Genomic DNA, 19,445 nt, shown 5'->3' with positions numbered 1-19,445 from the left:
AAGCGCGAAGCGCGTCTTCGCAATTGAAGTCCCGGCCATCCACGTCTAGCGACGTGTGAGACGGCACGTGGATGCCCGGGACGAGCCCGGGCATGACGACTGGGATAGGCTAGCGGCCTTGATCCAAGAGATCGAACCGCCGGGGTGAACGAAGAATGGCGTCACTTAAAGACATGCGCGTGCGCATCGCCTCCACCAAGGCGACGCAAAAGATCACCAAGGCCATGCAGATGGTCGCTGCGTCCAGGTTGCGCCGCGCCCAACAGGCGGCCGAAGCTGCGCGCCCCTATGCCGACAAGATGAGCGCGGTGATCTCCAACATCGCCAGCGCTGCCGCCGGTTCGCCCGGCGCGCCGGCGCTGCTTGCCGGCACCGGCAAGGACCAGGTTCACCTGCTGCTGGTCTGCACCGGCGAGCGCGGCCTGTCCGGTGCCTTCAACTCCTCGATCGTGCGTCTCGCGCGCGATCGTGCCCAGGCGCTGATGGCGCAGGGCAAGGAAGTCAAATTCTTCTGTGTCGGCCGCAAGGGCTATGAGCAGCTCCGCCGCCAGTTCGACAAGCAGATCGTCGAACATCTCGACCTGCGCAGCGTTCGTCAGCTCGGTTTCGTCAACGCCGAGGACATTGCCAGGAAGGTGCTGGCCCGTTTCGAGAATGGCGAGTTCGACGTCTGCACGCTGTTCTACGCGCAGTTCAAGTCGGTGATCGCCCAGATCCCGACCGCGCAGCAGATCATTCCGCTGGTCGTGGAAGAAAAGGCGGCGAATGCGCCGACGACGTCCTACGAATATGAGCCGGAGGAGGACGAACTCCTTTCGGGCCTGCTGCCGCGCAACATCGCGGTGCAGATCTTCCGCGCGCTGCTGGAGAACACCGCTTCGTTCTACGGCGCGCAGATGAGCTCGATGGACAACGCCACCCGCAACGCCGGCGAAATGATCCGCAAGCAAACCCAGATCTACAACCGAACCCGTCAAGCCCAGATCACCAAGGAGCTGATCGAGATCATCTCCGGCGCCGAGGCGGTCTGACGCACGAACTCAACGACGGTCGTTCAAGTAAAGAATTTCGAAGGAGAGCTTCATGGCTACAGCAGCTAACCCGGTCGGTCGCGTCACCCAGGTCATGGGCGCCGTCGTCGACGTTCAGTTCGAGGGCCACCTCCCGGCCATTCTCAATTCGCTGGAAACCAAGAACGGCAACATCCGCCTCGTGCTGGAAGTTGCGCAGCATCTCGGTGAGTCCACCGTCCGCACGATCGCGATGGACGTGACCGAAGGTCTGGTGCGCGGCCAGGAAGTGACCGACACCGGCCAGCCGATCCGCGTTCCCGTCGGCGAAGGCACGCTCGGCCGCATCATCAACGTCATCGGCGAGCCGATCGACGAAGCCGGCCCGGTCAACGCCGAAAGCCTGCGCCCCATCCATCAGGACGCGCCGAGCTATACCGACCAGTCGACCGAAGCTGAAATTCTGGTCACCGGCATCAAGGTCGTCGATCTCCTGGCTCCGTATGCGAAGGGCGGCAAGATCGGCCTGTTCGGCGGCGCCGGCGTCGGCAAGACCGTGCTGATTCAGGAGCTGATCAACAACGTCGCGAAGGCGCACGGCGGTTACTCCGTGTTCGCCGGCGTCGGCGAGCGTACCCGCGAGGGCAACGACCTCTATCACGAGTTCATCGAATCCAAGGTCAACGCCGATCCGAAGAATCCGGATCCGAGCGTGAAGTCGAAGTGCGCGCTGGTGTTCGGTCAGATGAACGAGCCGCCCGGCGCCCGCGCCCGCGTCGCGCTCACGGGTCTCACCATCGCGGAAGACTTCCGCGACAAGGGCCAGGACGTGCTGTTCTTCGTCGACAACATCTTCCGCTTCACCCAGGCCGGCTCGGAAGTGTCGGCGCTGCTCGGCCGCATTCCTTCGGCGGTGGGTTATCAGCCGACGCTCGCCACCGACATGGGCGCGCTGCAGGAGCGCATCACCACCACGCAGAAGGGTTCGATCACCTCGGTGCAGGCCATCTACGTTCCGGCCGACGACTTGACCGACCCGGCGCCCGCGACCTCGTTCGCGCATCTTGACGCGACCACCACGCTGTCGCGCTCGATCGCCGAAAAGGGCATCTATCCCGCGGTGGACCCGCTGGACTCGACCTCGCGCATGCTCTCCCCGCTGGTCGTCGGCGAGGAGCACTACGCGGTTGCCCGTCAGGTCCAGCAGGTGCTGCAGCGCTACAAGGCGCTCCAGGACATCATCGCCATTCTCGGCATGGACGAGCTTTCGGAAGAGGACAAGCTGACGGTGGCGCGCGCCCGCAAGGTCGAGCGCTTCATGTCGCAGCCGTTCCACGTCGCCGAAATCTTCACGGGATCGCCGGGCAAGTTCGTCGAGCTCGCCGACACCATCAAGGGCTTCAAGGGCCTGGTGGAAGGCAAGTACGACCACCTGCCCGAAGCCGCCTTCTACATGGTCGGCACGATCGAAGAAGCCGTCGAGAAGGGCAAGAAGCTGGCGGCGGAAGCCGCCTAAGCTGGCGAATAGCGAATAGGGAGTGGCGAATAGCTGCTCCCTGTTTCAAGCAATCGCCATTCGCTACTCACCATTCGCAGGTTTGTTATGGCCACCTTCCACTTCGATCTCGTCTCTCCGGAAAAGCTCGCCTTCTCGGGCGAGGTCGATCAGGTCGACATCCCCGGCGTCGAGGGTGATTTCGGCGTGCTGGCAGGGCATGCGCCGGTCGTGGCCGCGATCCGTCCGGGCATCCTCACCATCACCACCGGCGGCCGCCATGAGAAGGTCATCGTGCTCGGCGGTCTCGCCGAAGTCTCCGAAAAGGGCCTGACCGTGCTCGCCGATGTCGCGACGTCGCTGGCCGAGCTCGACCGCGCCCAGTTCGCCGCGACCATCTCGGAGATGGAAGAGGGGCTGAAGGAGCATGAAGGCGGCGAGCTCGATCAGGCGATCGAGCGGCTCGACCACTTCAAGAGCATCCAGCAGCAGCTCAACTCCACGGCTATGCACTAAGCCCCGGGGCACCGCTCCGGGGCTCGAACGAGAATCCTGCAAGACATTCCCTGACCAAGTGCAGCGCTCGTCACACCCGTGGCGGGCGCTGAAACTTTGTTGCACCCCGCCGCCGATAACGGCATTCTGCAGGTGCGAATTTGGTCCGGGGGCCGGTGGCGGATGAAACGCAAGATCGCAGCGATTTTCGCGGCCGATATTGCCGGCTACTCGAGACTGGTCGCGGAAGACGAGGAGGAGACGCTGCGGCGTCTGGCCTCCTATCGCGAAGTCGTCGACGATTTCATCGCGAGGGCCGGCGGGCGCATCTTCAATACGGCGGGCGATGCCGTGCTCGCGGAATTCCCGAGCGCGGTCGATGCGGTGCGTTGCGCGATCGACATCCAGGAATCCCTGCGGACCCGCAACATGGCCTATCCGCCGAGCCGGCAGATGTCGTTCCGCATCGGCATCACCATCGGCGACGTGGTCGAGCGCAACGGCGATCTGCTCGGCGACGGCGTCAACATCGCGGCGCGGCTGGAGGGTCTCGCCGAGGTCGGCGGCATCTGCGTCTCGCGCGCAGTGCATGAGCAGGTCGCCAACAAGCTCTCGGTGCAGTTCGCCGATATCGGCGCGCAGGAGGTCAAGAACATCCCGACGCCGGTGCATGCCTACATGGTGGCGATGCGGCGCGAGGACGGCAGCTATACCAAGCCGCAGCTGAAGAAGGCGGGCTCAAAGCTCGCCACGGCGCCGGTGTGGATGTGGCCGCTGGTGGTCGCAATCGTCTCGATCGTCGCCATCGGCGTCACCGGCTTCCTCTACAACACCAAGCTCAAGCAGACGGCGAATGTCGCGGCGACGCCGGCCGCAGCACCAAGCGCGGAGCCGAGCTCCGCGCCGACGCAGCTCGCCAAGGCGCCGATGTCGCCGATGGCGCCGCAGAATGCTGGCGCTGCGATGGCGCCGATGCCTGCGCCGTCACCCTCGGCCGCGCCGATAGCGGGCAAGTTTGCGGCCGACAGCGTGCCCTTCATCAACGAGCGCGTCCGCACCTTTCTTGCCGGAGACTATTCCACCGCCGGCGACTACAAGGCCTTCGCGCTCAATGTCGGCGGCTTCAGCGGCTCGGCCCTGAATCAGCCGAACGAGGAGGCCGCGCGCAACACCGCGCTCGAGCAGTGCCAGAAGCGCGCCGATGCCGCGCAATCGCCGCGGCGCTGCGAGCTCTATGCGGTCGGCAACAACGTCGTCTACACGCACGGCAAGCCGCCGATGCCGCTGTCTCCCTATTTCAGGCATGACGCCATGACCGAGCGGCGCTTCGCATCGAAGGATTTTCCGATGGTGCGCGAACCGCAAAAGGTCCGGCTCGAGAACATGTTCGTGCCGGCGGCGAAATCCCGCTCGGTCGCGCTCGGCCCCGGCGGACAATATTTCATGGTGCTCGGCGCCTCATCCGCCGAAGATGCAGCGCGCCGTTCGCTGGAATCGTGCGGCGCGATTGCCGGCGTGGCGTGCCTCGTGGTCGCAATCGACGACAATTTCGTCGTTCCGATCCCGACGCTGTTCAGGATCACCGGCTTCTTCAATGCCGCCTCCAACGCCTCGATCATGGCGGATGCGCGCGGCGAGGTCGTGCGCAAGCTCGGTGACGGTATGGGCTGGAACGCGGTCGCGGTCGGCACCGCGGGCCGGCCAGGCCTCGGCCTCAAGGCCGCCGACGAGCAGGCCGCCGTCACCTCCGCACTCGCCGACTGCGCCAAGCGCGACAGCGACTGCCACGTCATCGCGCTCGGCCCGTTCACGGTGGGGCCGATCAATTAGCGCGTGCTTTGATTGAGCCCGATCGTTGCCGGGCGCGAGATGCGCTCCCTCTCCCGCTTGCGGGGGAGGGCTGGGGTGGGGGTGTCTCCGCAACGGGACACTCCCTGGGTGGAGAGAGCCCCCACCCGGCGCTTCGCGCCGACCTCCCCCGCAAGCGGGAGAGGTTGGACACCCGTGACGGATTGCGCAGCGCGGTGAACTTCTTCCGCGGTGTCAATCGCTTCACAACAACCACAGCCCACCGCGCCGGCGGCGGCCTTCTACTGTGCATGGGGTTGATTTCGCGGTTTCAGTTTGCGAAGGCCGCAAACTCTCCTGCCACCGCGCGATAGACCTCCCGTCGGAACGGCACCACGACGTCGGCAACACGGTCCAGACGCTCCCAGCGCCAGGCGTCGAACTCGGCGGGCTGGCCGTTGCGCGGCGTCAGCGGGTCGATCTCGTCATCCTTGCCGGTGAAGCGCAGCGCGAACCATTTTTGCCGCTGGCCGCGAAACTTCGCGAGGCGATGCGTCTGCGGTCCGTCATAGGGCGGGAATTCGTAGCTGAGCCAATCGGTCTCGCCGAGATAGTCCGCGCTCTTGACGCTGGTCTCCTCCCAGAGCTCGCGCATCGCGGCATCGCGCAAATTCTCGCCGTCGTCGACGCCGCCCTGCGGCATCTGCCAATCGAGGCCGGGCAGGATGATCTCGGGACCGTCGCCCTTGAAGCGATGGCCGATCAACACGCGGCCTTCGGTGTTGAAGAGAGCGATCCCCACGTTGGGGCGGTAGGGCTTTTCATTCGTCACGCGCAAATCTCTCATCGTCATTCCCGGGTGCATTAGCACCGAAGCCGGGACGACAATTCGATTTATTGGTCCGCCAGCGCAGAAAATTCCTGCACCACGCGCTCATAGACCGGGCGCTTGAAGGGAATGATCAGCCCGGTCAGATTCTTCATCGGTTCCCAGCGCCAGCTCACGAATTCGGCCTTGTGGCCGCCGCCGCCAGGATTGGCGACATTGATCTCGCTGTCCTTGCCGGTGAAGCGCACGGCGAACCATTTCTGGCGCTGGCCGCGGTAGCGGCCCTTCCAGGCGCGCCCGGCGACCGTGCGCGGAATGTCGTAGGTTAGCCAGTCCGGGACCTCGCCGAGCCGCTCGACCGAGCGCACGCTGGTTTCCTCATAGAGCTCGCGCTTGGCGGCGTCCCAGGTGTCCTCGCCGGGATCGACGCCGCCTTGCGGCATCTGCCAGACGTGGGTGTCGTCGACATGCTCGATGCCGCCGGCGCGGCGGCCGATGAACACCCGTCCCTCTGTGTTGATCAGCATCACACCGACGCAGGTCCGGTAGGGCAGATCCTCGTAACGCGCCATTCCGCCAGACCTCTCGCATGCTGCTGGTTGCGGCTTGACCGGTCCCGCGGGACCCGTGCCGTACCAATCCGTTGATTTAGCTGGATTTTGATTTCAGCATCGCGGTTGTCAATGGCACCAAAAGGATACCCCGGTCGCCCAATGTCTTGGTCCAGGCGCCGATGCGCTCGATCGAGACGGGAAGGGCGGAGGCGGTGCCGACAGCCGCGCCGCGCTCGCGTGCCGCCGATTCGAGCTTGTTCAGGGCGCGGTCGATCTCGGTCGGGGTCGGCACCACGTCGATCGCGATGTCGCCCTTGCCGAACGGCATGGCCTGGTTCGCCGCGGCCTGGGCTGCAATGCTGCGGGGCGAGGAGCCGTCGTCGAAGAAACCGAGGCCGCGCTTGGCCGCCTCGCGGATGATCGGCTGCATCGCCGGCTCCGTCGCGACGAAGCGGGCGCCCATGAAATTGGTGATGCCGGCATAGCCCTGCATCCGGCTGAAATGCCAGTACAGGCGGTCCATGTTCTGGTCGGCGCTGAGCGAGGTCAGCAGCGTCTGCGGTCCCGGATCATTGTCGGGGAAGTCGTAGGGCTCCATCGGGATCTGGAGGAAGATCTCGTGGCGCTGCGCGCGGGCCCGTTCGGCGAGCTTGCCGGGATCGGTGCCGTAGGGCGTGAAGGCCAGCGTCACCGCTGCCGGCAGCCTCATGATGGCATCGGCGGTCTTGGCGGCGCCGACGCCGAGGCCGCCGATCACGATGGCGACCACGGGCATCTTGGCGGCCTTGGCGCGATCGGCGTCCGCCGCATAGACGTTGAACGGCTTCAGCCCGTCGGCGACCACCGGGATCATGCCGTAGCGTGACTTCTCGAGCAGTTTTGGATTGATCCCGGCCATGACCGGCGGCGGGGCCGAAGCGGCCCCGGCCTTGTCGCCTGCGTCCTCGCCGATCACCACGTCGTGGCGGGCGCCGGTGGAGCCGTCGATCATGGTGACGGTCTTCTGCTCCCCGGGGGCGGCCTGCTTCGGCGCCTCCTGGCTGTCGTGCTTGCCGTCCTGCTTGCTAGCTTGCTTGCTGTCCTGGCCGGCGGCGGGCTTCTCGTCGGCAGCCTTGTCGGCGCCCTTCTCGCTGATGGCGATCCGCGTCATCGGCTCGCCGCCGAGCGGATCCTTGTTGAAGATGGCGAAGCCGGCAAAGGTGAGGAGGAACAGGCCGAGCAGCACGGCGAGCACCTGCATGGCCGTGAACGGCAGCCGCAGCCGGCGTTTCCGGCGCGGCTTGTCCTGTCCGAGCGGGGCGCTCAGATCATCGGCCGTTTCAGTCATGCGCGATCCCGAATCACTGCCAATGACGATACCACGCCGGGGTCAAGCGGCGGCAGGCCGGGATAGGCCGGGGATGCCAGGAGTTATCAGCAACCAGGAGTTCCAAGCAAAAAGGGCGGCTCCGAGGAGCCGCCCTTTCGTGGGATCGCGCGGATACGCCGACTTAGTTCGCCGCTTTGGGCTTGTCGGTCGTGGCCTTGTTGTCGCCGCCGGGGGTGGGCGCGGCGGAGGCGCTGTTCTTGATGCCGTGGAGCAGGTCGTCGGCGAGCTTGAGCGCCTTGTCGTCCTTGGCGTCCGGCGGGACGTAGGACTGCGAGCCGGTCTTCTCGTCGCCGTCGTTCTTCAGATGGCCGCGCAGCGAAGCCTCGCCCTTGGTGTCGGTGCGCGACTTCAACTCGTCCGGCACGTCCTGCAGCACTTCGATGTCGGGCACGATGCCCTTGGCCTGGATCGACTTGCCCGACGGCGTGTAATAGCGCGCCGTGGTCAGCCGCAGCGCGCCATTGCCGCTTCCGAGCGGAATGATGGTCTGCACCGAGCCCTTGCCGAACGAGCGCGTGCCGACGATGGTCGCGCGCTTGTGGTCCTGCAGCGCGCCGGCGACGATCTCCGAGGCCGAGGCCGAGCCGCCATTGACCAGCACGATGACAGGCTTGCCCTTGGTCAGATCGCCCGAATGCGCGGTGCGACGCTGGGTCTCCTCGGCATTGCGGCCGCGGGTCGACACGATCTCGCCCTTCTCCAGGAACGAGTCGGAGACAGTGACTGCTTCCTCGAGCAGGCCGCCCGGATTGTTGCGGAGGTCGATGATGTAGCCCTTCAGCTTGTCGCCGATCTGGTTCGAGAGGTTGGCGACCTCGCGCTTCAGGCCTTCGGTGGTCTGCTCGTTGAAGGTGGTGATGCGGATATAGGCGATGTCGTCGGCCTCGACGCGCGCGCGCACCGAGCGGACGCGGATGTTGTCGCGCACCAGGGTGACGTCGATCGGATTGTCCTGACCCTTGCGGATGATCTTGAGCTTGATCTTGGTATTGACGGGGCCGCGCATCTTCTCGACCGCCTGGTTCAGGGTCAGGCCCTGCACCGCCTCGTCGTCGAGATTGGTGATGATGTCGTTGGCCATGACACCGGCGCGCGAAGCCGGGGTGTCGTCGATCGGCGAGACCACCTTGATCAGGCCGTCCTCCATCGTGACCTCGATGCCGAGGCCGCCGAACTCACCGCGGGTCTGCACCTGCATGTCGCGGAAGCTCTTGGCGTCCATGTAGCTCGAATGCGGATCGAGGCCGGTGAGCATGCCGCTGATGGCGGATTCGATCAGCTTGGTGTCGTCGGGCTTCTCGACGTAGTCGGAGCGCACGCGCTCGAAGACGTCGCCGAACAGATTGAGCTGACGATAGGTGTCTGCGGTGGCGGCTCGCGCGCTGGAGCCCATGAACACCGCACGCGGCTGGGTCACGAACAGCATCAGCGCCGCACCGGTGGCCGCGCTGAGGAGGATTACTGAAGTCTTGCGCATCATCCGCGAACCTTCTCGCCTTCATTTGCGGCCCACCATGGGCCTGGATCGATTGGAGTGCCGTCCTTACGGAACTCGACATACAGCACAGGTTGACTCGCGTTCGTCGCGAGAATGGAGGCGACCTGAGAGGTCGATCCCATCGTCGCGACCGGCTCCCCCGTGAGCACAAACTGTCCGATGTTGACCGAAATGCGCTCCATCCCGGCGATCAGGACATGATACCCGCCCCCGGCATTGAGGATCAAGAGTTGTCCATAGCTGCGGAACGGGCCTGAATAGACCACCCAGCCGTCACACGGCGTTGTGACCTGGGAGCCGGGCTTGGTCGCCAGGGAAATGCCCTTCTGGACCCCGCCGGCCCCGTCGGAACCGCCGAAATCCCTGATCTTGTTACCGTTAACCGGAAGAGGCAGGAGACCCTTGGCGGAGGCAAAGACGATCGCGGGGGTGGTCCGGGACCGGTCCTTGAACACGCCCGGGCCGGACTTGACGCTCGCGCTTGCGGCCGCCTTGGCCTCGGCCTGCCTTGCGGCCTCGGCTGCCTTCTCGGCGGCCTTGGCTGCGCTCTGCAGATCCTGCTCCATCTTGGTGATCAGGCCCTGGAGATCGCCGACCTGTCTCGAAAGCGCGATGGCGCGCGAATTCTCGGCGTCGAGGTCCTTTTCGCGTGCCGCCTGCTGGCGCTGCCGCTCGTCGACGAGGGCGGTGAGCCGGGTCTGGTCGCTCCTGACCTTGTCGCGATCGGAGGCGAGCTGGTCGCGCTCGGTGGCGATATTCTTGCGCAAGGCCACGAGCTCGCCGAGCTCGCCTGCGATCCTCTCGGCGCGGCCGCGCAGCTCCGGCACCACGGCGCCGAGCAGCATCGCCGTGCGCAGTGATTGCAGCGCATCTTCGGGCCGCACCAGCAGCGCAGGCGGCGTGCGCCGTCCGGCCCGCTGCAGTGCTGCCAGCACCTCGACGATGTCGGCACGGCGCGAATCGAGCGAGGAGCGCATCGCCTGCTCGCGTCCGTTGAGCGCGCGCAACCGGGCTTCGGTCTCGTCGATCGTGGTCTCCACGTTGCGCACATTGGCGGCGGTGTCGATCAGCTGCTGATTGAGCTGGGTACGGTCCTGGCCGAGTGAGGTGATCTCGGCCTTGAGCTTGGCCTGCGCCTCTTCCGCGCTCTTCTGCCTGGCACGCGCTGCTTCGAGCTCCTGCTCGCGCTGCTTGATGGCGTCGGGCGAGACGGCGGCGGTCTGGGGCGCCGGCGCCGCGGTCTGGGCTTGCGCGAGGCTTGCGCCGGCAACGCTTGTGATCAGCAACAGGTTGAGGAGCGGCGCTCGCATCGTGTCGGCAAAGGTGCTCGTTGTGGCGCGCATCACGCGCGGTGATAGGGGTGGCCGGCCAGAATGGTGGCGGCCCGATAAAGCTGTTCCAGAAGCATGACGCGGACCATTTGGTGCGGCCAGGTCGCAGAGCCGAACGCGATCGCGAGCTTCGCCTTACGGCGCAATTCGGGCGAAAGTCCGTCCGCCCCTCCGATCACGAAGATAGTATGTCCGGCTCCCTCGTCTCGCCAGCGTCCGAGATGCCGTGCGAATACGGTGGAGTCGAGATTTTGCCCGCGCTCGTCCAGTGCCACCAGGATCGATTTGTCCGGAATATGCGCGGAGATCGCGGCGGCCTCTTCGGTCATCCGCGTCGCGGTGTCGCGCGCGCGGCTCTCGGGGATTTCGTGGACCAGGAGCTCGCGGAATCCGAGCTTGCGGCCGGCCTCGTCGAACCGCTCGAAATAGCGGTCGGCAAGCTCCCGTTCGGGGCCCTGCTTCAGCCGGCCCACCGCAATGACAGCAACGCGCATGATATCTTCAGGGGTCTGATATCTTCAGGGTCGTGTTTTCAAGACCGCGCGCAAATGGCGCGCGCACGACGCTAGCATGCGCGTCAGCCGATTCGAAATCGGCTCGATCAGCCTAGATCGCCTTCGCCGCGATCGCTTTCGCAGCCCCTGGGCCCTGCGTGTACAATCGCTCGAGATTGTAGAACTCGCGGACCTCGGGTCTGAACACGTGCACGATCACGTCGCCGGAATCGATCAGCACCCAGTCGCAATTGGGCAAGCCCTCGACATGGATGTTCTTGATGCCGTTTTCCTTGAGGCCCTTGGCGACGTTTTCCGCGATCGCGCCAACGTGCCGGTTCACCCGGCCGGTGGTGACGATCATGTAGTCGGAGTACGCCGATTTGCCGCGAAGGTCGATGGTGACCGTCTCTTCCGCCTTCATGTCGTCGAGGCGGGAGAGGATCAGGCTCAGCGTCTTGTCGGCGTCGGGTTGCGCCTTCAAGGCCGCAGCTTTGGCTGATGTTTTACGCGCCGGCTTGGCAACCTTGGGTAAAACAGACTTCGTCGAAGCTGACTTGGACAATACAGATGTGGTCAGGGACCATTCCTTTCACTGTATCGCGAACGCCGAATCCGGCGCTCACCGGTTACACTACATCATGTGGGGTTAAGGGTTTCAATATGCCAGAGAGGCGGAAGTCCACACCACATCCACGCCCTCGTCCTCACATTGTACCTTTCCAGCTCCCGTCCGGGTTCCGTAAGCCGGTCGAGGACAGATTCAGCTTCATTCCGGTCAGGAAAACCCAGGCCGGCGCCGGCTGATCCGCAAGCAGCGCTGCCTTGTTCTCGGGGAGGCGATAGCGCGCCAGCGCCTGGGCGGCGGGGGAGGCGAGGGCGCGAAAACTCTGCGGCGGGCGGTCGATGACTGCCATCGGCACCTGGCCGGCGATGCGCCGCCAGTGCTGCCAACGATGGAATTGAGCGAGATTGTCGGCGCCCATGATCCAGACAAAGCGCAGGCCGCTGAGGCGGCGGCGCAAGGTGTTGATCGTGTCGATAGTGTAGCGCGTGCGGATGACGGATTCGAGACAGCTGACCTCGATCCTGGGATCATCGGCGACGTCGCGCGCGGCCTGCATGCGCTCCCCGAGCTCATGCAGATTGCCGTTCTCCTTCAGCGGATTGCCCGGAGTCACCAGCCACCACACGCGGTCGAGCTGAAGGCGCTTCAGCGCGAACTGGCTGATCGCGCGATGCGCCTGGTGCGGCGGATTGAACGAGCCGCCGAGCAGGCCGATGCGCATGCCTTCGGTGTAGGGCGGTATCGCCTGCGCGAAGAAGCGGGGGGCGACGAAATTGTTACTCAATGTCCGCGCCCCGCGACGTTACTTACGGCCGTGTCTGACCGGTGCCGTGAACGCGATATTTGAAGCTCGTCAGCTGCTCGGCCCCGACCGGGCCGCGGGCGTGGAAGCGGCCGGTCGCAATCCCGATCTCGGCGCCGAAGCCGAACTCGCCGCCATCGGCGAACTGCGTGGAGGCGTTGTGCAGCACGATCGCGGAATCGACCTCGCTCAGGAATTTCCTCGCAGCCGCCTCATCTGCGCTCACGATCGCATCGGTGTGATGCGAGCCATGGTTCTGAATGTGCGCGATTGCGCCATCGACGCCGTCGACGACCTTCGCCGCGATGATCGCGTCGAGATATTCGGTGTCCCAATCGTCTTCGCTCGCAGGTTTTACGCGCGCATCCGTTCCTTGCACCGTTTCGTCGCCGCGTACTTCGCAGCCCGCCTCGATCAGCATTTCGACCAGCGGCTTCAGATTTTTGCCGGCCGCGGCGCGATCGACCAGCAGCGTCTCGGCCGCGCCGCAGACCCCGGTGCGGCGCATTTTTGCGTTGAGCACGAGCGACTTCGCCATCGCGAGGTCGGCGCTGGCATCGACATAGACGTGGTTGACGCCTTCCAGATGCGCGAACACAGGCACGCGCGCCTCCTGCTCGACGCGCGCGACGAGGCTTTTTCCCCCGCGGGGCACGATCACGTCGACGGCGCCGTTCAGGCCCGACAGCATCATGCCGACGGCCGCGCGGTCGCGCGTCGGGACCAGCGTGATCGCAGCTTCAGGCAGGCCGGCTTCACGCAGGCCCTGCACCAGGCATTCATGGATCGCGCGGCAGGACCGAAAACTGTCCGAGCCGCCGCGCAGGATCACGGCATTGCCGGACTTCAGGCACAGCACGCCGGCGTCGGCCGCAACGTTCGGACGGCTCTCGAAGATCACGCCGACGACGCCGAGCGGCACGCGCACGCGCTCGATCCTCATGCCGTTTGGCCGCTGCCAGCTCTCGGTGACGATGCCGACGGGATCGGCGATGCCGCGTACGATGCCGATGCCCTCGGCCATGCCCTCGATGCGGGCCGGCGTCAGCGTCAGGCGGTCGATGAAGGAGGAGGTGGCATTGCCGGAGGCGCGGGCTTCGGCGACGTCCTCGGCATTGGCGGCGAGGATCGCCGCAGAGCTCGCGCGGATCGCCCGCTCCATGGCTTCCAGCGCCCGGTTTTTCTGCTCCGGCGGCGCCAGCGCCAGCACGCGCGCGGCAGCGCGGGCACGGGTGGCGAGATCGGACATCAGCGCCTGGAGATCGGCATTGCCGTCAACGGCTTTGAGGGGGGCGGCCATTGGAGTTTCAACCTTCTGCTAAGGCGGTGTCCTAGCACGGAAATCCCGCTTTTGCGAAGGGCGGGGAGGGTATGGCTGCTCTCCCCGGCGAGGCGCCGGCTAGGTCATTGGCCCAGCAAACTCAGTGAAAAGGGCCGTCGCGGCCCTTACCCGCCCACCACCAGATCGTCGCGGTGGATCATCTCCGATCTTCCGCTGATGCCGAGGATGGTCATTACATCAGGGGACGAGCGGCCCTTGATCCGCTCGGCGACCTCGGCGTCGTAGGCGATCAGGCCGCGGCCGACCTCGCTGGTGTCGGGGCCGCGCACGATCACGGCATCGCCGCGGGCGAACTGGCCCTCGACCTTGATCACGCCGGCCGGCAGCAGGCTGGCGCCGGCACGCAGCGCCGTCACTGCGCCGGCGTCGATGGTCAGCGTGCCCTTCGGCTCCAGCGTGCCCGCGATCCAGCGCTTTCGCGAGGTGATGGGATTGGCCGGCGTCAGGAACCAGGTGCAGCGGCCGCCGTCGGCGATCGCCTGCAAGGGATGCTCGATCTTGCCGGAGGCGATCAGCATATGCGTGCCGCCGGTGGTCGCGATCTTGGCTGCCTCGACCTTGGTGCGCATGCCGCCGCGCGACAGCTCGGACTCGGCGTCTCCCGCCACGGCTTCGATCTCCGAGGAGATGCTCTCGACCACCGGAATGAGCTTTGCGTTCGGATTGTTCTTCGGTGGAGCGTCGTAGAGCCCGTCGATGTCGGACAGTAGCACGAGCAAGTCGGCGCTCGCCATGGTGGCGACGCGCGCGGCGAGGCGATCATTGTCGCCGTAGCGGATCTCGTTGGTGGCGACCGTGTCGTTCTCATTGATCACGGGGATCGCGCGCCACTCCAGCAGCTTGCCGATGGTGGAGCGTGCATTGAGATAGCGACGGCGCTCCTCGGTGTCCTGGAGCGTCACCAGGATCTGGCCGGCGCCGATGTCGTGTGCCCCGAGCACCTCGGACCAGATCCGCGCCAGCGCGATCTGGCCGACGGCGGCGGCGGCCTGGCTCTCTTCCAGCTTCAGCGGGCCGCGCGGCAGCTTGAGACGGCTGCGGCCGAGCGCGATCGAGCCGGAGGAGACGACGAGGACGTCGCGCCCCTCCCTGTGCAGCTTGGCCATGTCGTCGGCAAGCGCGGCGAGCCAGGATGCCCGCACCTCGCCCTTGTCGGAATCGACCAGCAGCGCGGAGCCGACCTTGACGACGATGCGGCGGAATTGACTGAGTTCGGGGCTGGCCATGGCGGTCGTCAAATTGCTCTGTCGTTGGTCCGGCGGAGCGAAAAAGGGCGGCGCCGATGCGGCTAGCTTTTGCAGCAGGACGGTGGCCGGCGCAAGGCAGCGGAGCCGGTAAATAGGCCGAACTGAGCCCTTGTCGGCCGAGGCCCGGGCAGTCTATGCCTCGAATAATCAATAACGAGGGAGGATGACGTGGACCGACGCAGCTTCATCGCCGGAGGCCTCTCTCTGCCCTTGCTGGCGCAGGCCAGTGGCGCACATGCTCAATCCGGTCCGCTGACGCGCATCATCTTCCCGTTCGCGGCAGGCGGCAGCGGTGATGCCTTGTGTCGTCTCATCGCCGAGCAATTCGGCGCCCCGCTTGGGCGAACCATGATCGTCGAGAATCGTACCGGTGGTGACGGGTTGATCGGAATCAGGGCCGTGAAGGGCGCAAGCTCCGACGGCAATACAATCTTGGTGACGACGGGTCCGACCATGTACCTGCTGCCGATGGTGGAGAATCAACCGAGCTTCGACGCGGCCAGGGATTTCGTCCCCGTGTCGCAACTGGTTCGCTTCGAGTTTGCCGTCGTTGCAAGTCCCGCGATCGGGGTGGGTAGTTTCAGTGAACTCGTCACCTGGTTGAGGGCAAATGTCGCAAAGGCCGCCTATGGGACACCAGGCAGCGGCAACATCCCGCACTTCCTCGGATGGCGACTTGAACAGATGCTTGATCTTTCAATGACCCGGGCGCCCTATCGCGGGAGTGCGCTGGTCATGAATGATCTCATCGCCGGCCATCTGCCGTTCGGCATCACCACGGTATCCGATGCGATCGCGCAGCATCGTGCCAACGGCGTGAGGATCCTCGCGATTGCAAGCGCCGAGCGCTCGACGTTCGTCCCCGACGTGCCGACGCTGAAGGAAAGCGGCATCGATCTCGTTGCCGACGGCTGGTACGGCATGTGGCTCCCCGCCGGCAGCCCGCCGGATTTTGCCGAAAAGCTCAGCGCAGCCGCGGTCGCGATGCTGGCCAAGCCGGAGGTGAAGGAGAAGCTCACCGCGATCGGGTTGATTCCGGTCGGGAGCAATGCGGACGGGCTTTCGAAGGAGCTCGCCGCCAACACGGCGTTCTGGCAGCCGATCGTCAAGGCGACGGGATACAAGATCGAGAATTGAACCGTAATCGTGAAGTGGGTCTCCGCTAATGGAACAGCAGCTGCGTGGCGCCGCGCGGTTGTTTGCGAGTCACTATCAAATCGTCGTCTGCGACGATCCGCGCAGACCGCTTGGTGCTGATGAAAATTGGAATGACGAGAAGACCAAACGGGGCTTTGCAGGCGCGCCCACGTTCCGCATGATCAATACCGAAGCTGATCTTAATGACCATTGGGTCGAGCTGGTCGCCGCTAGCCGGCCGCCCTCCTTCGATGAATGGCAGCGGATCACCTGCGTCCACTTCCGATCCGAGAGCGGACGCGTTCACGTCATGTCGGTGATCGACAATGAGCCTGCATATTCCGCAGACGTGAAGCCGGGCGATTATTCGATCTATGCGGCCGCGCAAAATCTCGGAATCGATCAATTGAGCCTCGGCGAGAGCACGAACCTCGCTGATGTCGAATTCGCCCAGCGAAAAGATGTCGAGTGGTATCGCCTCTTTCTGGTTCCGGGCAAACCGGAGTTCGAAGGACGACTCGTGGACCGCCCTTAAGACGTACCGAGCGATGATTTGGCTTACATCTTCGCGCGTTGCGCGATGCCGTCCTTGATCGCGTCGAGCTCTTTCTCATCCCAGATGCCGATCAGGAAGCCGCCCTTCACCTGGAGCTGGTTATCGGCATAGGCCGCGATCTTCTCGCGCGGCGTGGTGATGTGATCGTTCGGATGCAGCGCCCAGTCGAACAGCTCGGCCTGCAACCGCGCGATGATGCCGGCGCATTCGGGGTCGTCGCCGCGATCGACATATTCTTGCGGATCGGTTTCGAGATCGTACAGCATCGGGCGGAAGCCGGAGGCGTGGATGTATTTCCAGCGGCCGTCGAACACCATGAACAGGCGGCAGCGCTCGATCGGCTGGTTCAGCTTCAGCCGCACATCCTGCATGGCATAGTCGTATTCGGAGAAGGCGACCTTGCGCCAATCAGGCGGCGTCGATCCGCGCAGCAGCGGAAGCAGCGAGCACCCTTCGAGGATGTGACCCGGCACCTTGCCGCCGAAATAGTCGACGAAGGTCGGCGCGAGGTCGATGCCTTCCACCAGCGCGTCGCTGCGCGTGCCGCGTGTGGCGTCGGCCTCTTTCGACGGGTCGATGATGATCAACGGAATCTTCGCCGACTGCTCGTGGAACAAATCCTTCTCGCCCATCCAGTGATCGCCGAGATAATCGCCGTGATCGGAGGTGAACACGATCATGGTGGTTTCCAGCAGATCGCGCTCACCCAAGAACTTCATCAGCACGCCCATCTGGTCGTCGATCTGGGTGATCAGGCCCATATAGGTCGGGATCACCTTCTCGCGGGCCTCGTCGCGCGCCATGTTGCGGGAGTAACGCATGTCCATATAGGCGCCGAACACCGGATGCGGATTCTGCCGCTCGCGCTCGGAGCGGATCACCGGGATCATGTCCGAGGTCGAGTACATGCTGGCGTAGGGCTCCGGCGCGATATAGGGCCAGTGCGGCTTGATGTAGGACAGATGCAGGCACCACGGCCGACCATCGGTCTCGGCCTCGCCGATGAAATCCATCGCGCGCCGCGTCATGTAGGGCGTTTCGGAATGCTCATCCGGCACGCGCGCGGCCTTGTCGGCATGCACCAGCAGCCAGCCGTTCTGCAACGAGCCGTCCTCGGCCGCGCCCGAATTGGCCCAATGCTCCCAGGGATTGCTGGCTTCAAAACCCTGCTTGCGCAGATATTCGTCGTATTTCGGGCGCGGGCGGCCGGTCGGATGCAGACCGTCGTCGCGCTCATAGGGTTCAAAACCGCATTCGGCGACATGCACGCCGATCATCGATTCCGGGGGAATGCCGAGCGCCTTCATGCCTTCGAGATCAGGCGCCATGTGGGTCTTGCCGACCAGCACGTTGCGCACGCCAATCTTCTTCAGGTGATCGCCGAGCGTCGGCTCGCCGACGCGCAGCGGCCAGCCGTTCCAGTGCGAGCCGTGCGAGCGCATGTAGCGGCCGGTGTAGAACGACATCCGCGACGGGCCGCAGATCGGCGATTGCACATAGGCCTTGCTGAACAGCACGCCGCGCTTGGCCATCGCGTCGATGTTCGGCGTCTTCAGCGTGGGATGGCCGGTGCAGCCGAGATAATCATAGCGAAGCTGGTCGCACATGATCCAGAGAACATTCTTCGCGCGCGCCATGCGTCATCCCTGCCGTTTCTTGATTGTTGATGCTGCGCTATCGCGCTAGCGAAGACAAGCCAGTGACCCGCGTGCCCGTAGTCTCACACTCCGCTGTCGTCCCTGCGAAAGCAGGGACCCATAACCACAGGGAGTGGTTTGGCGAAGATTCGTCGCTCGGGACTACAGCCATCCGCATCGAGAGATCACGCGGTATGGGTCCCTGCGTGCGCAGGGACGACAATCACGCCGACCACGGCTCCGCTTCGGCCGCGCTCTTGGCCTTGGCCGACACCGGGGCCTCGCCGATCACCTCGACCAGCGCACGCAGGGCTTCCTTGACGCCATCGCCGGTGACGCCGGAGAGCAGCAGCGGCGTCTTTTTCGCAGCCCGCTTCAGCCGGTCCCTCTGCTTCTTCAATTCGTCCGGCTCGACCGCGTCGATCTTGTTCAGCGCGACGATCTCGATCTTGTCGGTCAAGAGCCCGCCATAGGCGTCGAGTTCCTTGCGCACCGTCTTGTAGGCCTTGCCGGCGTGCTCGCAGGTCGCATCGATCAGATGCAGCAGCACGCGGCAGCGCTCGACATGGCCGAGGAAGCGGTCGCCGAGGCCGGTGCCTTCATGCGCGCCTTCGATCAGGCCGGGAATGTCCGCGAGCACGAATTCGCGGCCGTCGGCATTCACGACGCCGAGCTGCGGATGCAGCGTGGTGAAGGGATAGTCGGCGATCTTCGGCCGCGCCGCGCTGACCTTGGACAGGAAGGTCGACTTGCCGGCATTGGGCATGCCGACGAGACCGGCATCCGCGATCAGCTTCAGCCGCAGCCAGATCCAGCGCTCTTCGCCCACCTGGCCGGGATTGGCGTTGCGCGGCGCGCGGTTGGTCGAGGTCTTGAAATGCGCGTTGCCGAAGCCGCCATTGCCGCCCTCGGCCAGCACGAACTTTTCGCCGACCTTGGTGAAGTCGTGGATCAGCGTCTCTCGGTCCTCGTCGAAGATCTGCGTGCCCATCGGCACCTTCAGCACGATATTCTTGCCGTTGGCGCCGTGGCGGTCCGACCCTGAGCCGTTCTCGCCCTTCTGCGCCTTGAAGTGCTGCTGGTAGCGGTAGTCGATCAGCGTGTTGAGGCCATCGGCGACCTCGATGATGACGTTGCCGCCACGGCCGCCATTGCCACCGGAGGGACCGCCGAATTCGATGAACTTCTCGCGGCGGAACGCCACGCAGCCGTTCCCGCCGTCACCGGAGCGGATATAGACCTTTGCTTCGTCGAGGAATTTCATGGGCCATAGGTAGGCCAGCCGGCCCCCTC

Annotated in this window: 18 protein-coding genes; 6 read left to right on the top strand and 12 right to left on the bottom strand. The window is 64.9% G+C overall.

Going from position 1 to position 19,445, the window contains the following annotated elements:
- Positions 1-155: 155 nt before the first annotated feature.
- From XI03_RS06915 to XI03_RS06900, 4 genes are all read left to right on the top strand, one after another.
- Entirely contained in the window at positions 156-1,031 is an 876-nt protein-coding gene (locus tag XI03_RS06915; protein ID WP_095425477.1) for a F0F1 ATP synthase subunit gamma, read from the top strand.
- Between the two features lie 52 nt (positions 1,032-1,083).
- On the top strand, positions 1,084-2,526 hold the full coding sequence (atpD, locus tag XI03_RS06910; protein ID WP_095425476.1) for a F0F1 ATP synthase subunit beta: 1,443 nt from the start codon (positions 1,084-1,086) through the stop codon (positions 2,524-2,526).
- Positions 2,527-2,613: 87 nt separating this feature from the next.
- Positions 2,614-3,021 carry a F0F1 ATP synthase subunit epsilon gene (locus tag XI03_RS06905; protein ID WP_091964925.1) on the top strand — a complete coding sequence of 136 codons (408 nt, stop codon included), beginning with the start codon at positions 2,614-2,616 and terminating at the stop codon, positions 3,019-3,021.
- A 162-nt stretch (positions 3,022-3,183) separates the two neighbouring features.
- Positions 3,184-4,830 carry an adenylate/guanylate cyclase domain-containing protein gene (locus tag XI03_RS06900; protein ID WP_271591691.1) on the top strand — a complete coding sequence of 549 codons (1,647 nt, stop codon included), beginning with the start codon at positions 3,184-3,186 and terminating at the stop codon, positions 4,828-4,830.
- A gap of 289 nt (positions 4,831-5,119) precedes the next feature.
- On the opposite strand, the gene XI03_RS06895 is transcribed toward XI03_RS06900, so the two are convergent.
- The 10 genes from XI03_RS06895 to proB form a co-directional block, all read right to left on the bottom strand.
- Complete coding sequence (locus XI03_RS06895) at positions 5,120-5,620, bottom strand: RNA pyrophosphohydrolase (protein WP_271591690.1); 501 nt, start codon at positions 5,618-5,620, stop codon at positions 5,120-5,122.
- Between the two features lie 62 nt (positions 5,621-5,682).
- Positions 5,683-6,189, bottom strand: coding sequence for an RNA pyrophosphohydrolase (locus XI03_RS06890; RefSeq protein ID WP_038972607.1), 507 nt, complete (start codon positions 6,187-6,189; stop codon positions 5,683-5,685).
- A 76-nt stretch (positions 6,190-6,265) separates the two neighbouring features.
- Complete coding sequence (locus tag XI03_RS06885) at positions 6,266-7,498, bottom strand: divergent polysaccharide deacetylase family protein (protein WP_271591689.1); 1,233 nt, start codon at positions 7,496-7,498, stop codon at positions 6,266-6,268.
- 163 nt (positions 7,499-7,661) lie between these two features.
- Positions 7,662-9,020, bottom strand: a complete 1,359-nt coding sequence (locus tag XI03_RS06880; RefSeq protein WP_018318850.1) for a S41 family peptidase — start codon at positions 9,018-9,020, stop codon at positions 7,662-7,664.
- Complete coding sequence (locus XI03_RS06875; protein WP_271591696.1) at positions 9,017-10,348, bottom strand: murein hydrolase activator EnvC family protein; 1,332 nt, start codon at positions 10,346-10,348, stop codon at positions 9,017-9,019. The genes XI03_RS06880 and XI03_RS06875 overlap by 4 nt, the downstream gene beginning before the upstream one ends.
- A 32-nt stretch (positions 10,349-10,380) precedes the next feature.
- On the bottom strand, positions 10,381-10,863 hold the full coding sequence (gene rlmH / locus XI03_RS06870; protein ID WP_028139199.1) for a 23S rRNA (pseudouridine(1915)-N(3))-methyltransferase RlmH: 483 nt from the start codon (positions 10,861-10,863) through the stop codon (positions 10,381-10,383).
- Between the two features lie 112 nt (positions 10,864-10,975).
- Positions 10,976-11,347 carry a ribosome silencing factor gene (gene rsfS, locus XI03_RS06865; protein ID WP_028139198.1) on the bottom strand — a complete coding sequence of 124 codons (372 nt, stop codon included), beginning with the start codon at positions 11,345-11,347 and terminating at the stop codon, positions 10,976-10,978.
- A gap of 223 nt (positions 11,348-11,570) precedes the next feature.
- Positions 11,571-12,215 (bottom strand): nicotinate-nucleotide adenylyltransferase, encoded by a 645-nt coding sequence (locus XI03_RS06860; protein ID WP_028139197.1) that lies wholly within the window; start codon positions 12,213-12,215, stop codon positions 11,571-11,573.
- 22 nt (positions 12,216-12,237) lie between these two features.
- A complete protein-coding gene (locus XI03_RS06855) occupies positions 12,238-13,533 on the bottom strand; it encodes a glutamate-5-semialdehyde dehydrogenase (protein WP_095425472.1) in 1,296 nt (431 codons plus the stop codon).
- Between the two features lie 146 nt (positions 13,534-13,679).
- Entirely contained in the window at positions 13,680-14,801 is a 1,122-nt protein-coding gene (gene proB / locus XI03_RS06850) for a glutamate 5-kinase (RefSeq protein WP_028139195.1), read from the bottom strand.
- Between the two features lie 189 nt (positions 14,802-14,990).
- On the opposite strand from proB, the gene XI03_RS06845 reads away from it, so the two are divergent.
- Complete coding sequence (locus XI03_RS06845; protein ID WP_271591688.1) at positions 14,991-15,959, top strand: Bug family tripartite tricarboxylate transporter substrate binding protein; 969 nt, start codon at positions 14,991-14,993, stop codon at positions 15,957-15,959.
- Positions 15,960-15,987: 28 nt separating this feature from the next.
- Entirely contained in the window at positions 15,988-16,494 is a 507-nt protein-coding gene (locus XI03_RS06840) for a competence protein ComJ (RefSeq protein ID WP_271591687.1), read from the top strand.
- A gap of 23 nt (positions 16,495-16,517) precedes the next feature.
- On the opposite strand, the gene XI03_RS06835 is transcribed toward XI03_RS06840, so the two are convergent.
- On the bottom strand, positions 16,518-18,152 hold the full coding sequence (locus tag XI03_RS06835; protein ID WP_271591686.1) for an alkaline phosphatase family protein: 1,635 nt from the start codon (positions 18,150-18,152) through the stop codon (positions 16,518-16,520).
- A gap of 223 nt (positions 18,153-18,375) precedes the next feature.
- The gene (gene obgE / locus XI03_RS06830) at positions 18,376-19,416 is read right to left on the bottom strand and encodes a GTPase ObgE (RefSeq protein WP_038949254.1); all 1,041 of its coding nucleotides are present in this window, start codon (positions 19,414-19,416) and stop codon (positions 18,376-18,378) included.
- Between the last annotated feature and the right edge of the window lie 29 nt (positions 19,417-19,445).

The organism is Bradyrhizobium sp. CCBAU 65884 (assembly GCF_028128835.1).
GTDB lineage: Bacteria > Pseudomonadota > Alphaproteobacteria > Rhizobiales > Xanthobacteraceae > Bradyrhizobium > Bradyrhizobium ottawaense.
The sequence above is the reverse complement of the archived record's forward strand: the minus strand, read 5'-3'. Positions and strand labels throughout refer to the sequence as shown.

Bases quoted from the DNA above. Each gene is read 5' to 3' on its own strand.
- XI03_RS06915 (WP_095425477.1), top strand. From the start codon at position 156: ATGGCGTCACTTAAAGACATGCGCGTGCGCATCGCCTCCACCAAGGCG.
- atpD (WP_095425476.1), top strand. From the start codon at position 1,084: ATGGCTACAGCAGCTAACCCGGTCGGTCGCGTCACCCAGGTCATGGGC.
- XI03_RS06905 (WP_091964925.1), top strand. From the start codon at position 2,614: ATGGCCACCTTCCACTTCGATCTCGTCTCTCCGGAAAAGCTCGCCTTC.
- XI03_RS06900 (WP_271591691.1), top strand. From the start codon at position 3,184: ATGAAACGCAAGATCGCAGCGATTTTCGCGGCCGATATTGCCGGCTAC.
- XI03_RS06890 (WP_038972607.1), bottom strand. From the start codon at position 6,189: ATGGCGCGTTACGAGGATCTGCCCTACCGGACCTGCGTCGGTGTGATG.
- XI03_RS06885 (WP_271591689.1), bottom strand. From the start codon at position 7,498: ATGACTGAAACGGCCGATGATCTGAGCGCCCCGCTCGGACAGGACAAG.
- XI03_RS06880 (WP_018318850.1), bottom strand. From the start codon at position 9,020: ATGATGCGCAAGACTTCAGTAATCCTCCTCAGCGCGGCCACCGGTGCG.
- XI03_RS06875 (WP_271591696.1), bottom strand. From the start codon at position 10,348: ATGCGAGCGCCGCTCCTCAACCTGTTGCTGATCACAAGCGTTGCCGGC.
- rlmH (WP_028139199.1), bottom strand. From the start codon at position 10,863: ATGCGCGTTGCTGTCATTGCGGTGGGCCGGCTGAAGCAGGGCCCCGAA.
- XI03_RS06855 (WP_095425472.1), bottom strand. From the start codon at position 13,533: ATGGCCGCCCCCCTCAAAGCCGTTGACGGCAATGCCGATCTCCAGGCG.
- proB (WP_028139195.1), bottom strand. From the start codon at position 14,801: ATGGCCAGCCCCGAACTCAGTCAATTCCGCCGCATCGTCGTCAAGGTC.
- XI03_RS06840 (WP_271591687.1), top strand. From the start codon at position 15,988: ATGGAACAGCAGCTGCGTGGCGCCGCGCGGTTGTTTGCGAGTCACTAT.
- XI03_RS06835 (WP_271591686.1), bottom strand. From the start codon at position 18,152: ATGGCGCGCGCGAAGAATGTTCTCTGGATCATGTGCGACCAGCTTCGC.
- obgE (WP_038949254.1), bottom strand. From the start codon at position 19,416: ATGAAATTCCTCGACGAAGCAAAGGTCTATATCCGCTCCGGTGACGGC.